Here is a 14,388-nt window from a genome sequence, read left to right as displayed (position 1 = left end):
GATGCGAGTTTAGGGCGGGGTGTGCCCTAAACTCAACACCGATGTGCTGAAAAAGCGTCAGCAGTGTGATCCGCCAATCGCCTAGCGGCGGCCGCGGCTCATCTCGACGCCCAGGTCCTGGATCTTCTTGCGCAGCGTGTTGCGGTTCAGGCCGAGAATCTCGGCGGCCCGCACCTGGTTGCCACGGGTGGCCGACAGGGTCAGCTGGATCAGCGGACGCTCGACCTCCTGCAGCACGCGGTCATAGAGGCCCGCGGCAGGCACGCCGTCGGGCTGCTCGGCGAAGTGCGAGGCCAAGTGGCGTTCGACCAGGGCCGCCAGGGTGACCGGACCTTCGTCGGCGCGCGGCGCCGGGGCATGGTCCTGCAGCTCGCGATCGACGATGCGGGCGGTGATCAGCTCCTCGGCGTAGAGGGCGCACATCCGCCGGATCAGGTTCTCCAGCTCGCGCACGTTGCCCGGCCAGGAGTGGCTCTTCATACGATCGAGCGCGCTCTGGTCGATGGTCTTGGCAGGAAGGCCCTCGCGGTTGGCGCGCAGCAGGAAGGTCCGGGCCAGGTCCGGAATGTCCTCCGCCCGGTCGCGCAGCGGCGGCAGGCGCACCGGGGCGACGTTGAGGCGGAAGAACAGGTCCTCGCGGAACAGCCCCTGCTGGATCAGGCCGCGCAGGTCGCGATTGGTGGCGGCGATGATCCGCACGTTCGGCCGACGGCCGGTCTTGGGGTTGATGACCGGCTCGGTGCCGTCGATCACGCGCAGCAGGCGGGTCTGGGCGTCGAGCGGCATGTCGCCGATCTCGTCCAGGAACAGGGTGCCGCCGTCGGCCTCGACGAGGCGGCCGTTGTCGCCCTCCCCTCGCCCGAACAGCTCGGCCTCGACCCGCTCGCGCGGCACGGCGGCCAGGTTGATGACCACGAACTTGCCGTCGCGACGGCGTCCCAGGTCGTGCAGGGCGCGGGCGACCAGCTCCTTGCCGGTGCCGCTCTCGCCCAGGATCAGGACGGTGAGGTCGGCGCCGACCAGGCGGGCGATGGTGCGGTAGACCTCCTGCATCGGCGCCGAGCGGCCGATCAGCGGCAGGCGCTCGTCGCGCATGGCGCGAGCCTGGGCCTTGGAGGCCTCGGCGTCGGCGGGGCGAGACAGCGCCCGGCGGGCCGCGGCGGTGACGTCGTCGAGGTCGAAGGGCTTGGAGACGTACTCGAAGGCCCCGGCGTCGGCGGCGTTGACGGCCGTCAGCAGGGTGTTCTGCGCGCTCATCACGATGATCGGCAGCTTGGGGCGCTCCTTGCGGATGCGCGGCAGCACGTCGAACACGTTCTCGTCGGGCATCATCACGTCGGTGACGACCAGGTCGCCCTCGCCGTCGCTGACCCACTTGAGCAGGGTCGTGGCGTTACCCGTGGCCCTGACCTGGTATCCGAGACGGGTGAAGGCCTGGCTGAGCACCAGACGGACTGAAGAGTCGTCGTCGGCGATCAGAATCTTCTTGTTTGCGGCGTTCATGTACTCACGCGTCTCCCAAGGAAGGCTCAGGCGCCACGGGCAGCAACACGCGGAACACGGTGCGGCCGGGCTCGGATTCGAAATCGATCAGGCCCCCATGGGCCGTCACGAGCTTGGTGACCAAGGCGAGGCCAAGGCCGGTGCCATTGGCCTTGGTGGTCACGAAGGGCTGGAACAGGTGCTCGCGCAGGCTCTGCGGAACGCCAGGGCCGTTGTCCTGCACCCGGATCTCGATCGGGGCGCTGGAGGCCGACTTGCCGTCGGCGCCGCGCACCCGGACGCCGGGGCGCCAGGCGGTGTGGATGGTCAGCTCGCCCTGGCCGTCGCCGCGCATGTGGGCGGCCTCCGAAGCGTTCTTCACCAGGTTCAGGAAAATCTGGATCAGCTGGTCCTCGTCGCCCCATACCGGCGGGAGCGAGGGATCGTAGTGGTCGCGCAGGCGCAGGCCGTCGGCGACGCCGTTGGCGACCAGGGCGCGCACGCGGTCGAGCACCTGGTGGATGTTGACCGCCTCGCGTGGAGTCGGCGCCTGGTCGGAGAAGGCCTCCATGCGGTCGACGAGCCGTCGGATCCGGTCGGTCTCGTCGACGATCAACTGGGCCAGCGGCTGGTCGGCCGCGCTGGCGCCGGTCTTCAGCAACTGGGCCGCGCCGCGAATGCCGGCCAGCGGGTTCTTGATCTCGTGGGCCAGCATGCGGCCCAGGCCGACGACCGAACGTAGACCCGCCTGGTCGGCGGCGCGCTCGACACCCAGCGCGCCCTTCACGTGCAGGGTCAGCAGCACCGAGCCGTCGCCCAGCGGCACGGCGGCGCCGTCGGCCTCGAACGGCGGCTGGCCGAACAGGTTGACCTCGACCCCGTGCTCACGGACCAGCGCGCCTTCGAACACGGCGCGATCCATCAGCGAGACGAGCACAGAGCCCGGAGGCAGGGCGGCTCGGAAACGGCCGCGGGCCAACAGCGACAGGCCATGGCCGAACAGGGCCTCGGCCGCCTCGTTGACGGCAACCAGCCCGCCCTCTCGATCGACGACCAGGGCCGGCTCGGGGCTGAGCTCGAAGGCGGCGGCCTTCAGGGCGTCCAGCGCGGGGCCGGACAGGACTCGGGCGCGGTCGGTCATGCGGCGATCCTCCCGCCGGCGAGCCAAAGGTCGGCCAGGGCGATTTCCAGGGCGGCCGGATCCTCGATCCGGCAGAGAGCGCCGCGCGCGGCCCGACGGGCCTCGGCGGTTTCGGGCCACGGCGCGGCCTCGATGTAGGAGGCCAGGTGCTTGCGGAACATCTTCAGGCCCTGAGGCTCGCCGTAGAACGACAGGCTGCGGCGGAGATGGGTGAGCGCGATGGCGAGACGCTCTTCGGCGGCGGGCTCGACGAAATCGCGACCGTCCAGCGCAGCCTCGATGGCCTGGGCGATCCAGGGGCGGCCATAGACGCCGCGACCGATCATGACGCCGTCGGCGCCCGATTGCTCGAGCGCGCGGCGAGCGCTGTCAGCATCGGTGATGTCGCCATTGACCAGCACCGGCACGGAGACAGCCTGCTTGACCGGCGCGACGGCGGCCCAGTCGGCCTCGCCCTTGTAGAACTGGCAGCGGGTGCGGCCGTGCACGGTGATCGCGCGGGCCCCGGCCGCCTCGGCGCGGGCGGCGATCTCGGGGGCGTTGCGGCTGGCGTCGTCCCAGCCCAGGCGCATCTTGACCGTGACCGGCACGTCGACGGCCCGGGCGGCGGCGGCGACCAGGGCCTCGGCCAGGTCAGGCTCGCGCATCAGGGCCGAGCCCGAAGCGGCGCCGGCGGTGACTTCCTTGGCCGGGCAGCCGAAGTTCAGGTCGATGATCTCGGCCCCGGCTTCAGCCGCCAGGCGGGCGCCCTGCGCCATGAACTCCGGATCGCGGCCGACAAGCTGTACGACCATAAGCGGCAGGCCTTCGCCGACGGCCGCGCGGCGGACGACGTCGGGCCGGCCCTTCGCGAATTCCGCGCAGGCGACCATTTCGGTGGCCACGTATGATGCGCCGAGGCGCGTGGCCGTTTCTCTGAACGGGAGGTCGGATACGCCGGTCATAGGCGCAATCCATACCCGCCCGGGCACCGTGACGGCGCCGACTGCGAGCTGCTTGCTCATTTTATGATCATCCCCACCGCTGTGTTTTTAGGCACATTGTGCAGCGCAGTAAAGCCCTCCGTTGGCTGGACATGTCCGACGACAACGTTAGACACGGGCCATGACCTTCTCAGCCGTCATCGTCGCCGCCGGCAGCGGCACCAGGGCCGGACCCGGCCAGGCCAAGCAGTGGCGCGATCTGGCCGGAAAACCCGTGCTGCGCTGGTCGGTCGAGGCCCTGCTGGCCAGCGGCGCAGCTGATCTCGCAATCGTGACCGACCCGAGCATGCAGGACATGCTGGGCGAAACCTTGGCCGGCCTCGAAGGCTGGCGGTTCGCGCCCGGCGGCGCCACCCGCGCCCTGTCGGTGCAGTCGGGCCTGACCGCCCTCGCCCACCGCCCGACCGATGAGCCTGTGCTGGTGCACGACGCCGCCCGCCCCTTCCTGACCAAGGTCGTTGTCGATGGCGTGCTGGCCGCGCTGGACGGCGCCGACGGCGTGGTCCCGGCCCTGCCGGTGACCGACACCCTCAAGCGCGCCGGCGACTCAGGCGCGACCACGACCTCGCGCGACGGCCTCTGGCGGGCCCAGACCCCGCAGGCCTTCCGCCGCGACCGCCTGCTGGCCGCCTACGCCGCCTGGAGCGGACAGAGCGAACCCACCGACGACGCCCAGGTGGTCGAGGCCGACGGCGGCAAGGTCGCCATCGCGGCCGGTGATCCGCTGCTGACCAAACTGACCTATCCAGAGGACTTCGCCATGGCCGAACGGCTGGCGGGCGCGGCCCGCATCACTCGCATCGGCCAGGGTTTCGACGCCCACCGCTGGGGACCGGGTGAGTCGGTCTGGCTATGCGGCGTCGAGATCGCCCACGACGAGACCCTGATCGGCCATTCGGACGCCGACGCCGGCCTGCACGCCCTGACCGACGCCGTGCTCGGCGCCATCGGCGACGGCGACATCGGCGACCACTTCCCGCCGACCGATCCGCAATGGAAGGGCGCGGCCTCGGACAAGTTCCTGATCCACGCCGTCGATCTCGTTCGCCAACGTGGCGGCCGCCTGATCAACGTGGACGTGACGCTGATCTGCGAGCGACCCAAGATCAAGCCGCACCGCGAGGCCATGCGCGCCCGCCTGGCCGAGATCCTCGACCTGCCGCTGGACCGCGTCAGCGTGAAGGCGACGACGACCGAGAAGATGGGCTTCACCGGCCGCGGCGAAGGCCTGGCCGCCCAGGCGGTGGCGACGGTGGAGACGCCGCTCTAGTCTCACGGCAAAGGAGTCGCGGCATGTTTCCCATCGAGATCGAAACCCTCGCCCGGCTGCTGATCGACGAGGCGCGAGAGAAGAAGCTGCGCCTGGCGGCGGTGGAGAGCTGCACCGGCGGGCTGGTGGCCGGGGCCATCTGCGCGATCTCGGGCGCTTCGGACGTCTTCGAGCGCGGCTTCGTCACCTACAGCAATCGGGCCAAGACCGAGCAGGTCGGCGTGCCGGGCGACCTGATCGCCGACCATGGCGCGGTGTCCGAGCCGGTGGCGCGGATGATGGCCGAAGGCGGTCTGGCCAACAGCAACGCCCATGTGGCCGTGGCGATCACCGGCATAGCGGGCCCTGGCGGCGGCACGCCGATGAAGCCCGTCGGCACCGTCCACTTCGCCGTGGCCCGCGCCAATCGCTCGGTCGTGCATCGCCACGAGCATTTCGAAGGCCTGCCGCGCGAGGCCGTGCAACTGGCGGCGCTCCGGACGGCGCTGGAGATGCTGCGGGAGGCGGTGGCCGACTGATGCCCGACAGCGCGCCCTCCGACTGGCGGCGATTCGTCGGCGCCGGGTTCTCGCGCTCGGCCCTAGCCGCGGCGGCGCGGCGGCGCAGCGAGCTGCGGCACGCGGTGCGGGTCTCGGCGGCGGTCGTGGCGGCCTATGCCCTGGCGACGCTGCTGCGGCTGCCGCAGGGCTACTGGGCGGTGTTCACGGCGGTGATCGTCGTGCAGTCGAGCCTGGGCGCGACGATCACCGCCTCGATCGAGCGGTTCATGGGCACGGTGGTCGGCGCCGCCGTCGGGGCAGGCGCGGCCTGGCTGCATACGCGCCATCCCGAGTGGGGCGGCTTGATCCTGGCGGTCTGCGCGGCTTCCCTCGCCTTCCTGGCGGCGGTGCGGCCCGCGTTCAAGGTGGCGCCAGTCACGGCCGTGATCATGTTGATCGGCACCACCACGCACATGGACCCGCTGACGGCGGCCTTCCTGCGGGTCGCTGAGATCACCGTCGGCAGCCTGGTGGGGGTGGCGGCCACCCTGCTGATCTTCCCGGCCCGCGCCCACGAGTCGGTGGTGGAGAGCAGCCAGAAGGCCGCCGGGCTGCTGGCCGACCTTCTTTCGCACTATGCCGCCAAGCTGGAGGCCAAGCCCAGCGAACTGGATCCGCGCGAGCACTACGACGAGACACTGAAGGCCCTGGCCAAGCTGCAGACCGCGATGACAGAGGCCGACCGAGAGACGGCCAGCAAGCTGTCGGACCGCTCAGTGTCCGACGCCCTGCCCCGCACGCTGTGGAGGCTGCGCAACGACTGCGTGATGATCGGCCGGGCGCTGCGCGAACCCTTGCCCGCCCCGGCGCTCGGGCCGCCGACCGCGACGATGCTGGCGGCCTCGTCGGCCTATCTGCGCGCGGTCTCCCAGAGCCTGTCGGGCTCGACCAAGCCCGACCGCCTGTCCTTCGCCGAGGGGCACAAGACCTTCCAGGACGCCATCGAAGGCATGCGCGACGTCGGCGCCACGCGGGAGCTGGCCTTCGACGACGCGGCCCGGACCTTCGGCCTGGTGTTCGCGGTCGAGAACCTGTTCGCCAATCTCGGGGACTTCGCCGACCGCGTCGAGGAAGCCGCCAGCAAGCGCGACTAGACCTTGGCGCCGTAGAGCTGCGCGGCGCGGGCCTCGAAGCAGGCGATCAGCTTGTCGACGGCGCGGTCCATGTTGGCCGCCAGCATGGCGTCGAGCAGCTTGGCCTTGAAGGCGAAGTCGATGACGAAATCGATGCTGGTCCCGTCGGGGTGGGCAGAGAACCGCCACTGGTTCGACAGCCGCTTGAACGGGCCGTAGAGCAGGCTGACGGTCACGCTGAGGTCGGACCGGTCGCGGCGGACGCGGGTGGCGAACTTCTCGCGCAGGAACGAGAAGCCGACCTGGGCCTCGGCGTCCAGGCTGCTGACATCGCCGCTCTCGTGGGCGTTCCAGGTCCGCATGCCCGTGATCCACGGCACGAAGGACGGATAGGCCTCGACGTCGCCGACGAGCGTGAAGAGTTGCTCGGGCGCGTAGGGCAGCACCCGGGTGACGACGTGGCGGTGCAAGGGGTCAGCCGGCTTTGGCGTCGAGCGCTCGGCGAGCCGCCTGCAGCTTGGCGAAGTCCTCGCCGGCGTGGTGCGACGAGCGGGTCAGCGGGCTGGACGAGACCATCAGGAAGCCCTTGGCCCGGGCGATCGCCTCGTAGGCCTTGAACTCTTCCGGGGTCACGAACCGGTCGATGGCCGCGTGCTTGCGGGTCGGCTGCAGGTACTGGCCGATGGTGATGAAGTCGACGCCGGCCGAACGCATGTCGTCCATGACCTGCATGACCTCTTCCTTGGTCTCGCCCAGGCCGACCATCAGGCCGGACTTGGTGAACTGGGAGGGATCGCGTTCCTTCACCCGCTCCAGCAGGCGCAGCGAGTTGTAGTAGCGGGCGCCGGGGCGGATCTTCAGGTAGAGCCGCGGCACGGTCTCGAGATTGTGGTTGAAGACGTCCGGACGGGCGTCGATGACCACGTTCTCGGCCCGATCCTTGCGCAGGAAGTCGGGCGTCAGGATCTCGATGGTGGTCTTGGGGGCCGCCGCGCGGATGGCGGTGACCACCTCGGCGAAGTGGCGGGCGCCGCCGTCGATCAGGTCGTCGCGGTCCACCGAGGTGATGACCACGTGGTTCAGGCCCATCTTGGCGACGGCCTCGGCCACGCGGCGCGGCTCGTCGGGATCAAGCTGAGTCGGCAGGCCGGTGGTGACATTGCAGAAGGCGCAGGCGCGGGTGCAGATCTCGCCCATGATCATCATGGTCGCGTGCTTCTGGCTCCAGCACTCGCCGATGTTCGGGCAGGCCGCCTCTTCGCAGACCGTGGTCAGCTTGTGCTCGCGCACGATGCCCTTGGTCTCGTTGTACTGGCCCGAACCGGGGGCGCGGACGCGCAGCCACTCGGGTTTGCGCAGGACCGGGGTGTCCGGGCGATTCTGCTTTTCGGGGTGGCGAACGGCGCGATCCTCGGGACCGCGGGCCTTCAGCGTGTCGATCAACGTGACCATGTGGGCCTAGATCGGCCTTCTTGGCCTCCGGATCAAGCTCTCGATCTTGCATGCGGCGCAAAGGCGCGAAATGAGTGGCGTATATGCGTCGCTTCGCTCTCGTTCTGCTGCTCGCCCTGCCCCTTTTCGCCTGCGGCGAGCAGGGATCGCGCGCGCCATTCGCCGACAGCCGAACGCCGCCGGGGCTGGAGCGCCGCTTCCTGCCGCCCGCCGGCTGGGCCTGGGGCTATGTGCAGGTCGGCGAGGACGCGGTGCAGCGCTACGGCGTGTCGGCGCCGCACGGCGCGGCGACCAGCCAGGTGCTGATCCTGACCGACTACGGCGAGAGCGCCGAGACCTGGTTCGAGACGGCCCGCGATCTCAACGCCAAGGGCGTGGTCGTCTGGATCCTGGAGCGCCAGGGCCAGGGCGGCTCCGAGCGCCTGGCGGCCAGGCGCGATCGCGGCCATGTCGCCAGTTACGCGCCCGACGTCACCGCGACCAAGGCGATGGTCAAGGTGGTGATCCGCCCCGACGGCCGCCTGCCGCTGACCGTTCTGGGCCAGGGCCAGGGCGGCCTGGTGGCCCTGCGCGCCGCCGAGGAAGGCCTGATGGTCGACGCGCTGGTGCTGTCGGCCCCGGTCTTCGAACTGTCGGCCCTGCCCCGTCCCAAGGGCCAGCTGATCGAGGCGGCGCAATGGGCGCGACGGCTTCGGCTGTCGTCGCAAGCCTGGCCCGGCGCCGCCGACTGGCGGCGCGATGGTCCCGACGATCGCGTCCTGGGTCTTACCAGTGATCCCGTGCGCGGCGCGGTGAACCACGCCTGGCAGACGGCCAATCCCGACCTGCGGATGGGCGCGCCAAGCCTTGGCCAGTATGCGGCCTTCTACGACGTGCTGGATGTGACGGCCCGCGACCTCTCCCGCGTAAGGACGCCGGTCGTCATGCTGGCCGGCGACGCCGACACGGTCACCCCGGCCTTCGCGCAGGACAGCGTCTGCAAGGCGCTGGCCGATTGCCGCCAGGCCCGCCTGCCGGGCGGACGCCACGCACTGCACCTGGAACGGGATTCGATGCGGGCGCCGTGGCTGGAGGCCGTGCTCGCGGTCATCCGGACCGCGGGCCGCCCAACGCCCGCCAAGCCTTGAGCCACAAGGGCCGGCGCACCACCTGGAGAACGCGGTTCGCTCACGAAACGTGACCGATCTTTGCAAACCGCGCCTGGGCCGCTAGGGTCCCGTCTCAATCGAACGAGGGCGGAACCACCGTCTTTGTGGGAGGTTTCGCCGGCATGCCGGTTGTTTACAAAGCGGAAGATGGCCAGAAGGCGCTCTTCGACGCCCTTATCGACGCCAAGGACAAGTTCGGAGCGAAGAAGCCGATCCTGGAGGACCAGGACCGCAACCCGCTCAGCTATACCGACCTGATCCGGGCGAGCTTCGCCCTGGGCCGCAAGGTCGCGGCCATGACCAAGCCCGGCGAGCACGTCGGCGTGCTGCTGCCCTCGGGCGTCGGCGCGGTCGTGGTGTTCTTCGCCCTGCACGCCTTCGGCCGCGTGCCGACCATGCTGAACTTCACGGCGGGTCTGCGGAACATCAAGGCCGCGGTGAAGCTGGCCAACGTCAAGCACGTGCTGACGGCCCACAAGTTCATCGAACTGGGCAAGCTGCACGACGTGGTCGACGCGATCGACGACCTGGCCAAGGTCGTCTACCTGGAGGACGTGCGAAAGACGATCGGCCTGGCCGACAAGCTGTTCGCCGCCGCCGCCGGAGCCTTCCCGCGTCAGTTCCGCGCCCCTGCCAAGCCCTCGGACAAGGGCGTCGTGCTGTTCACCTCGGGCAGCTTCGGCGCGCCGCGCGGCGTGGTGCTGAGCCAGGCCAACCTGGTTTCCAACGCCGCCCAGATCGCCGCGCATATCCCGTTGGATCCCAACTGGGTGATGTTCAACCCACTGCCGGTGTTCCACTGCTTCGGCCTGACCGGCGGGGTCATCCTGCCGCTGCTGCAGGGCATGAAGGCGTTCGAATATCCCTCTCCGCTGCACACCAAGCAGATCCCGCCGCTGATCAAGGACGCCAAGGCCTCGCTGCTCTTGGCCACCGACACCTTCGTCAACCAGTACGCCCGCGCCTCGGAGACCGATGAGCTGGGCGGCCTGCAATTCATCGTCTGCGGCGCCGAGAAGGTGCGCGACGAGACCCACGCCCTGATCAAGGAGCGCTTCGGCGACGTGCCGGTGCTGGAAGGCTACGGCGCCACCGAGGCCTCGCCGGTCATCGCGGTCAACAAGCCGACCGACAACCGTCCAGGCACCGTCGGGGGCCTGCTGCCGGGCATGGAGACCCGTATCGAGCCCGTCGAGGGCATCGCCGAGGGCGGTCGCTTCTTCGTGCGCGGTCCCAACATCATGGCCGGCTACCTGCGCGAGGACGGCGGCGTCGACGCCCCGGAGGACGGCTGGCACGACACCGGCGACGTGGTCACCATGACCGACGACCAGTGGATCACCATCAAGGGCCGGGTGAAGCGCTTCGCCAAGATCGGCGGCGAGATGGTGTCTCTGACCGCCGCCGAGGACCTGGCCGTGGCCGTGTGGCCCAGCGCTCGCCACGCCGTGATCTCGATGCCCGACAAGAAGAAGGGCGAGCGCCTCGTTCTGGTCACCGACTGCCAGACCGCCGACGCCGCGCCGCTGGTGGCGCACGCCCAGGCGATCGGCGCGCCGGAACTGGCCGTGCCGCGCAAGATCCTCAAGGTCACCCAGGTGCCCGTGCTGGGCAGCGGCAAGACCGACTATGTCGCCATCCAGCGCATGGTTGAGGCCGCCGGCTGACGAACTTCCGTCCGGGCGCCGCGTTTCAGTAGAGCTTACGGTCGCCGCCTCACGCGGCGGCCGACAACCAACCTCTGCGAACGGGAGACACGCTTGGAACGACTGGTCGTATGGACGCCGCGGGTGCTGAGCCTGCTGCGGGTGATCGCCGCCCTGCTCTTCATGGAGCACGGGCTGATGAAGCTGTTCCACTTCCCCGCCCCGCAGCCCGGCGCGCCCGATCCGCTGCCGCCCATGCTGCTGGCGGCCGCCTGGCTGGAGGTGATCGGCGGCGGCCTTCTGGTGCTGGGCCTCTTTACCCGGCCCGTGGCCTTCATCCTGTCGGGCCAGATGGCGGTGGCCTACTTCATCGCCCACGCCAGCCAGGGCTTCTGGCCGGCGTTGAACGGCGGCGAGGCCGCGATCCTGTTCTGCTTCGTATTCCTCTACCTGGTGTTCGCCGGACCCGGGGAATGGAGCGTGGATGCGCAGGTACGGAAGAGGCCGTGACATCCAGATCCTCCCCCTGAAGGGGGAGGTGTCGGCGAAGCCGACGGAGGGGGACGTGATTTCGACGTTCTGAGAGGCGCCGGAGGCGGAAGTTACTTCCCCCTCCGGCCCTTCGGGCCACCTCCCCCTTCAGGGGGAGGATCTCGGTTCTAGAAATCCAGTTCCATGCGCGCGCCGGTAACGTGCACGCCATAGTCCCGATCGCCGTCGGCCAGGGGCGTGGCGTCCTGGTACGAGAGGTAGGCGTAGTTGACGTTGAAGCGCAGGTACTCGACCGGCTGCCAGATAAGGGCGGCGATCCAGGCGTCCTGGCGGCCGCCGACGATCGGGCCGTCGTTGAGGTCGAGATAGTCGTAGCGGGCATTGACCTGCACGGCGCCGAGGCCGCCAGCGCCCAGCGGCTTCTTCGGCTTGGCGCGGTCGAAGATGCCGCCCTTGTAGCCGCGGGTGTCGTCGGTCAGGAACCAGCCAAGCTCGGCATAGCCGCCGAAGAATTCCGCGTCCGGCCCGGCGGCGATGTCGCTGCGCAGCCAGTGGGTTTCGGCCGCGCCGTGCAGGCGGCCACGCACGAAGGCGGCTTCCAGGCCGTAGTGGGCCTCGTCCTTGACGTCTAGGGTCGAGGTTCCGATCAGGCGGGTGTTGCTGGTGTGGACGAACGGCCGCTGACGGTAGCGCGTGCCCGCGTCACCGACGCGCTTGAGATCGCGCCAATGGGCCGAGCCGCCGAAGTGCAGCTGGGTGTCGCCAAGCTTGGGCGCATAGACCAACCGGCCGTCGAGGCCGTAGCTGTTGTTCTCGTCGCCGCCGGTCTCGCCGTCGCTGTCGTTGGAGAGCGCGGTGATGTCGTCGGCGAACAGGCCAGCCTGCAGCAGCCAGGCGGCCTTTTCGTACTGCGCGGCGATACCCAGGCGACGCTCGAAGTTGAAGGCGTCGGTGAAGGCCGCGCGCTCCATGACAGAGCCGGACGTGTCGCCGGTCAGCTCGTCCAGCGACTGGAACTGGTTCTGGTTGCCGATCGACAGCAGCAGGCCGCCGTTCTTGTAGGTGACGAAGGTGTCGACCAGGTCGACGCCGTTGTCGGAGAGCTCCAGCTCCAGCTTGTAGCCAATGCCGGCGCCGAGGCCCCCTTCCCCGCCCAGGCGAATACGGCGCATCTCGGCGGCGTAGCCCAGGCCGCGGTCGGTCGAGCCGTCGGGACGGCCGACATAGCCGACGTCGGTCTGGATCCGGCCCTTGGCCTTGAAGCTGCGGCCGCCGCTGGCGGTGAACTGAGGCGAGCCCTTCCAGGCGATCTCGGTCGGCGGCGGGGACTTGGACGGCGCTGGCGAGGCCATCGTCGCGGGCTGGGGCGCAGCCGGCATGGCCGGAGCCGCCGTGCGCTGGGGAGCGCCGGTGGCGGCGTCCAGCTTCTGCTCCATCAGCTGGATCTGGGCCTTCAGGGCCGAGATCTGGGCGCGCATGGCCGCGGCCTCGTCGGCGCTGATGGCGTCCTGGGCGAAGGCGGGCGTGGCGAGGCCGAGAGCGCTGGTGGCCAGCAGGGGCAGGACGGATCGGCGCACGGCGTTGCTCCGGACATGAAAAGGCCCGTCCGGAGGGTGCTCCGAACGGGCCTTCCTAATGCGACAGTTGAACGACAGTTTCGCGACAGTTGTCGCGAAAATCGTTCGACGACGGATTAAATGTGCAGGACGCGGCCGTAGGCGTCGAGCGAGGCTTCGTGCATGGCTTCCGACATGGTCGGGTGAGCGTAGACGATGCCGTGCAGGTCTTCCTCGGTCGCCTCGAGGGTGATCGCGGTGACGAAGCCCTGGATCATCTCGGTCACTTCGTGGCCGATCATGTGGGCGCCGATCAGCGCGCCGGTCTTGCCGTCGAACACCGTCTTGACGAAGCCTTCGGTCTCGCCCGCGGCCACGGCCTTGCCGTTGACCTTGAACGGGAAACGGCCCGCCTTGGCGTCGATGCCGGCCGCCTTGGCGGCGGCTTCGGTATAGCCGACCGAGGCGACCTGCGGGTTGGCGTAGGTGCAGCCCGGGATCGGCGAGTGGACGTTCGGGGTCTTGTAGCCGGCGATGTGCTCGGCCGCATGGATGCCTTCGTGGCTGGCCTTGTGAGCGAGCCAGGGAGCGCCGGCGACGTCGCCGATGGCGTAGAGGCCCGGGACGTTGGTCTCGCCGTGCTTGCCGGTGACCACGTGGCCGCGGTCGAGCGTCAGGCCGACGGCTTCGGTTCCTTCCGTGTTCGGAACGATGCCGATGGCGACGATGCACTTCTCGGCGGTCAGTTGCTCGACCTTGCCGCCGACCTCGACCGAGACCGACACGCCCGAGGCGGTCTTGTCGATCTTGGTGACCTTGGCGCCGACGCGGAACTTGATGCCGCGCTTCTCGAAGGCCTTCTGGGCGGCCTTCGACACTTCGGCGTCCTCGACCGGCATGATGCGGTCGACGGCCTCGACGACGGTCACTTCGGCGCCCAGGGCGCGGTAGAAGCTTGCGAACTCGATGCCGATGGCGCCCGAGCCGATGACGACCAGCGACTTGGGCATGGACTTCGGCGCCAGGGCGTCACGGTAGGTCCAGACCTTGTCGCCGTCCGAGACGGCGCCGATGGCCGGAATGTTGCGGGCGCGGGCGCCGCTGGCCAGGATGACGTTTTTAGCCTGGACCGTGCGGCTGCCGCCGGCCTTCAGCGCGATCACGACCTTCGGAGCGGGCGCGCCCTTCTCGAGCTTGGCCTCGCCCTCGATGACCTCGATCTTGTGCTTCTTCATCAGGAAGGCGATGCCGCCCGACATGGTCTTGGCGACGCCGCGCGAGCGCTCGATGATCTTGGTGAAGTCGAACGACGGCTTCTCGACGGCCAGGCCGTAGCTGTCGAGGTGCGACAGCTGTTCGAAGATCTCGCCGGACTTCAGCAAGGCCTTGGTGGGGATGCAGCCCCAGTTCAGGCAGATGCCGCCCAGGTTCTCACGCTCGACGATCGCCGTCTTCAGGCCCAGCTGGCTGGCGCGGATGGCGGCGACGTAGCCGCCCGGACCGGCGCCGATGACGACGACATCGAATTCCGTGGACATAGTGTCTTACCCTAGCTTGGACGCGCGCCGGGGGAGCGGCTGCGTCGAACGACCGGCGCTGGCCGGCC

At 69.6% G+C, this 14,388-nt stretch carries 13 protein-coding genes; 6 read left to right on the top strand and 7 right to left on the bottom strand.

What is annotated here, in order from left to right:
- Positions 1-81: 81 nt before the first annotated feature.
- From V6S85_RS03470 to dusB, 3 genes are read right to left on the bottom strand one after another with little or no spacing between them, the layout of a single operon-like run.
- The gene (locus V6S85_RS03470) at positions 82-1,503 is read right to left on the bottom strand and encodes a sigma 54-interacting transcriptional regulator (protein WP_058348895.1); all 1,422 of its coding nucleotides are present in this window, start codon (positions 1,501-1,503) and stop codon (positions 82-84) included.
- 4 nt (positions 1,504-1,507) lie between these two features.
- On the bottom strand, positions 1,508-2,623 hold the full coding sequence (locus tag V6S85_RS03465) for a two-component system sensor histidine kinase NtrB (RefSeq protein WP_116565992.1): 1,116 nt from the start codon (positions 2,621-2,623) through the stop codon (positions 1,508-1,510).
- Complete coding sequence (gene dusB, locus V6S85_RS03460) at positions 2,620-3,627, bottom strand: tRNA dihydrouridine synthase DusB (RefSeq protein WP_334348058.1); 1,008 nt, start codon at positions 3,625-3,627, stop codon at positions 2,620-2,622. The genes V6S85_RS03465 and dusB overlap by 4 nt, the downstream gene beginning before the upstream one ends.
- 100 nt (positions 3,628-3,727) lie before the next feature.
- Here dusB and V6S85_RS03455 point away from each other — a divergent pair, with 100 nt between their 5' ends.
- Genes V6S85_RS03455 through V6S85_RS03445 form a run of 3 tightly spaced genes read left to right on the top strand, consistent with a single transcriptional unit; the run spans position 3,728 to position 6,509 of the window.
- The gene (locus V6S85_RS03455) at positions 3,728-4,876 is read left to right on the top strand and encodes a bifunctional 2-C-methyl-D-erythritol 4-phosphate cytidylyltransferase/2-C-methyl-D-erythritol 2,4-cyclodiphosphate synthase (RefSeq protein ID WP_334348057.1); all 1,149 of its coding nucleotides are present in this window, start codon (positions 3,728-3,730) and stop codon (positions 4,874-4,876) included.
- Positions 4,877-4,899: 23 nt separating this feature from the next.
- The gene (locus V6S85_RS03450; protein ID WP_116565986.1) at positions 4,900-5,394 is read left to right on the top strand and encodes a CinA family protein; all 495 of its coding nucleotides are present in this window, start codon (positions 4,900-4,902) and stop codon (positions 5,392-5,394) included.
- A complete protein-coding gene (locus V6S85_RS03445; RefSeq protein WP_334348055.1) occupies positions 5,394-6,509 on the top strand; it encodes an FUSC family protein in 1,116 nt (371 codons plus the stop codon). The genes V6S85_RS03450 and V6S85_RS03445 overlap by 1 nt, the downstream gene beginning before the upstream one ends.
- Here the strand turns inward: V6S85_RS03445 and V6S85_RS03440 are convergent.
- The gene (locus V6S85_RS03440; protein WP_116565983.1) at positions 6,506-6,958 is read right to left on the bottom strand and encodes a type II toxin-antitoxin system RatA family toxin; all 453 of its coding nucleotides are present in this window, start codon (positions 6,956-6,958) and stop codon (positions 6,506-6,508) included. The two genes, V6S85_RS03445 and V6S85_RS03440, sit on opposite strands and share 4 nt — an antisense overlap.
- 4 nt (positions 6,959-6,962) lie before the next feature.
- Positions 6,963-7,940 carry a lipoyl synthase gene (gene lipA / locus V6S85_RS03435; RefSeq protein ID WP_101717885.1) on the bottom strand — a complete coding sequence of 326 codons (978 nt, stop codon included), beginning with the start codon at positions 7,938-7,940 and terminating at the stop codon, positions 6,963-6,965.
- An 83-nt stretch (positions 7,941-8,023) separates the two neighbouring features.
- On the opposite strand from lipA, the gene V6S85_RS03430 reads away from it, so the two are divergent.
- The 3 genes from V6S85_RS03430 (at position 8,024) to V6S85_RS03420 (ending at position 11,244) form a co-directional block, all read left to right on the top strand.
- Positions 8,024-9,067, top strand: a complete 1,044-nt coding sequence (locus V6S85_RS03430) for an alpha/beta hydrolase (RefSeq protein WP_334348054.1) — start codon at positions 8,024-8,026, stop codon at positions 9,065-9,067.
- A 143-nt stretch (positions 9,068-9,210) separates the two neighbouring features.
- Complete coding sequence (locus V6S85_RS03425) at positions 9,211-10,755, top strand: AMP-binding protein (protein WP_116491355.1); 1,545 nt, start codon at positions 9,211-9,213, stop codon at positions 10,753-10,755.
- A 93-nt stretch (positions 10,756-10,848) separates the two neighbouring features.
- Entirely contained in the window at positions 10,849-11,244 is a 396-nt protein-coding gene (locus V6S85_RS03420; protein WP_116565979.1) for a DoxX family protein, read from the top strand.
- 149 nt (positions 11,245-11,393) lie between these two features.
- Here the strand turns inward: V6S85_RS03420 and V6S85_RS03415 are convergent, their stop codons facing one another.
- Together V6S85_RS03415 and lpdA are read right to left on the bottom strand one after the other, a co-directional pair.
- Positions 11,394-12,803 (bottom strand): porin, encoded by a 1,410-nt coding sequence (locus V6S85_RS03415; protein ID WP_334348053.1) that lies wholly within the window; start codon positions 12,801-12,803, stop codon positions 11,394-11,396.
- 116 nt (positions 12,804-12,919) lie between these two features.
- Positions 12,920-14,320 carry a dihydrolipoyl dehydrogenase gene (lpdA, locus tag V6S85_RS03410; protein ID WP_116565977.1) on the bottom strand — a complete coding sequence of 467 codons (1,401 nt, stop codon included), beginning with the start codon at positions 14,318-14,320 and terminating at the stop codon, positions 12,920-12,922.
- Positions 14,321-14,388: the final 68 nt, after the last annotated feature.

The sequence above is a fragment of the Caulobacter sp. CCNWLW153 genome, from assembly GCF_036889365.1.
GTDB classification, from domain to species: Bacteria; Pseudomonadota; Alphaproteobacteria; order Caulobacterales; family Caulobacteraceae; genus Caulobacter; species Caulobacter radicis.
The sequence above is the reverse complement of the archived record's forward strand: the minus strand, read 5'-3'. Positions and strand labels throughout refer to the sequence as shown.

Excerpts from the sequence above, each read along its gene's own strand:
- V6S85_RS03470 (WP_058348895.1), bottom strand. The coding sequence starts at position 1,503 with ATGAACGCCGCAAACAAGAAGATTCTGATCGCCGACGACGACTCTTCA.
- V6S85_RS03465 (WP_116565992.1), bottom strand. The coding sequence starts at position 2,623 with ATGACCGACCGCGCCCGAGTCCTGTCCGGCCCCGCGCTGGACGCCCTG.
- dusB (WP_334348058.1), bottom strand. The coding sequence starts at position 3,627 with ATGAGCAAGCAGCTCGCAGTCGGCGCCGTCACGGTGCCCGGGCGGGTA.
- V6S85_RS03455 (WP_334348057.1), top strand. The coding sequence starts at position 3,728 with ATGACCTTCTCAGCCGTCATCGTCGCCGCCGGCAGCGGCACCAGGGCC.
- V6S85_RS03450 (WP_116565986.1), top strand. The coding sequence starts at position 4,900 with ATGTTTCCCATCGAGATCGAAACCCTCGCCCGGCTGCTGATCGACGAG.
- V6S85_RS03445 (WP_334348055.1), top strand. The coding sequence starts at position 5,394 with ATGCCCGACAGCGCGCCCTCCGACTGGCGGCGATTCGTCGGCGCCGGG.
- lipA (WP_101717885.1), bottom strand. The coding sequence starts at position 7,940 with ATGGTCACGTTGATCGACACGCTGAAGGCCCGCGGTCCCGAGGATCGC.
- V6S85_RS03430 (WP_334348054.1), top strand. The coding sequence starts at position 8,024 with ATGCGTCGCTTCGCTCTCGTTCTGCTGCTCGCCCTGCCCCTTTTCGCC.
- V6S85_RS03425 (WP_116491355.1), top strand. The coding sequence starts at position 9,211 with ATGCCGGTTGTTTACAAAGCGGAAGATGGCCAGAAGGCGCTCTTCGAC.
- lpdA (WP_116565977.1), bottom strand. The coding sequence starts at position 14,320 with ATGTCCACGGAATTCGATGTCGTCGTCATCGGCGCCGGTCCGGGCGGC.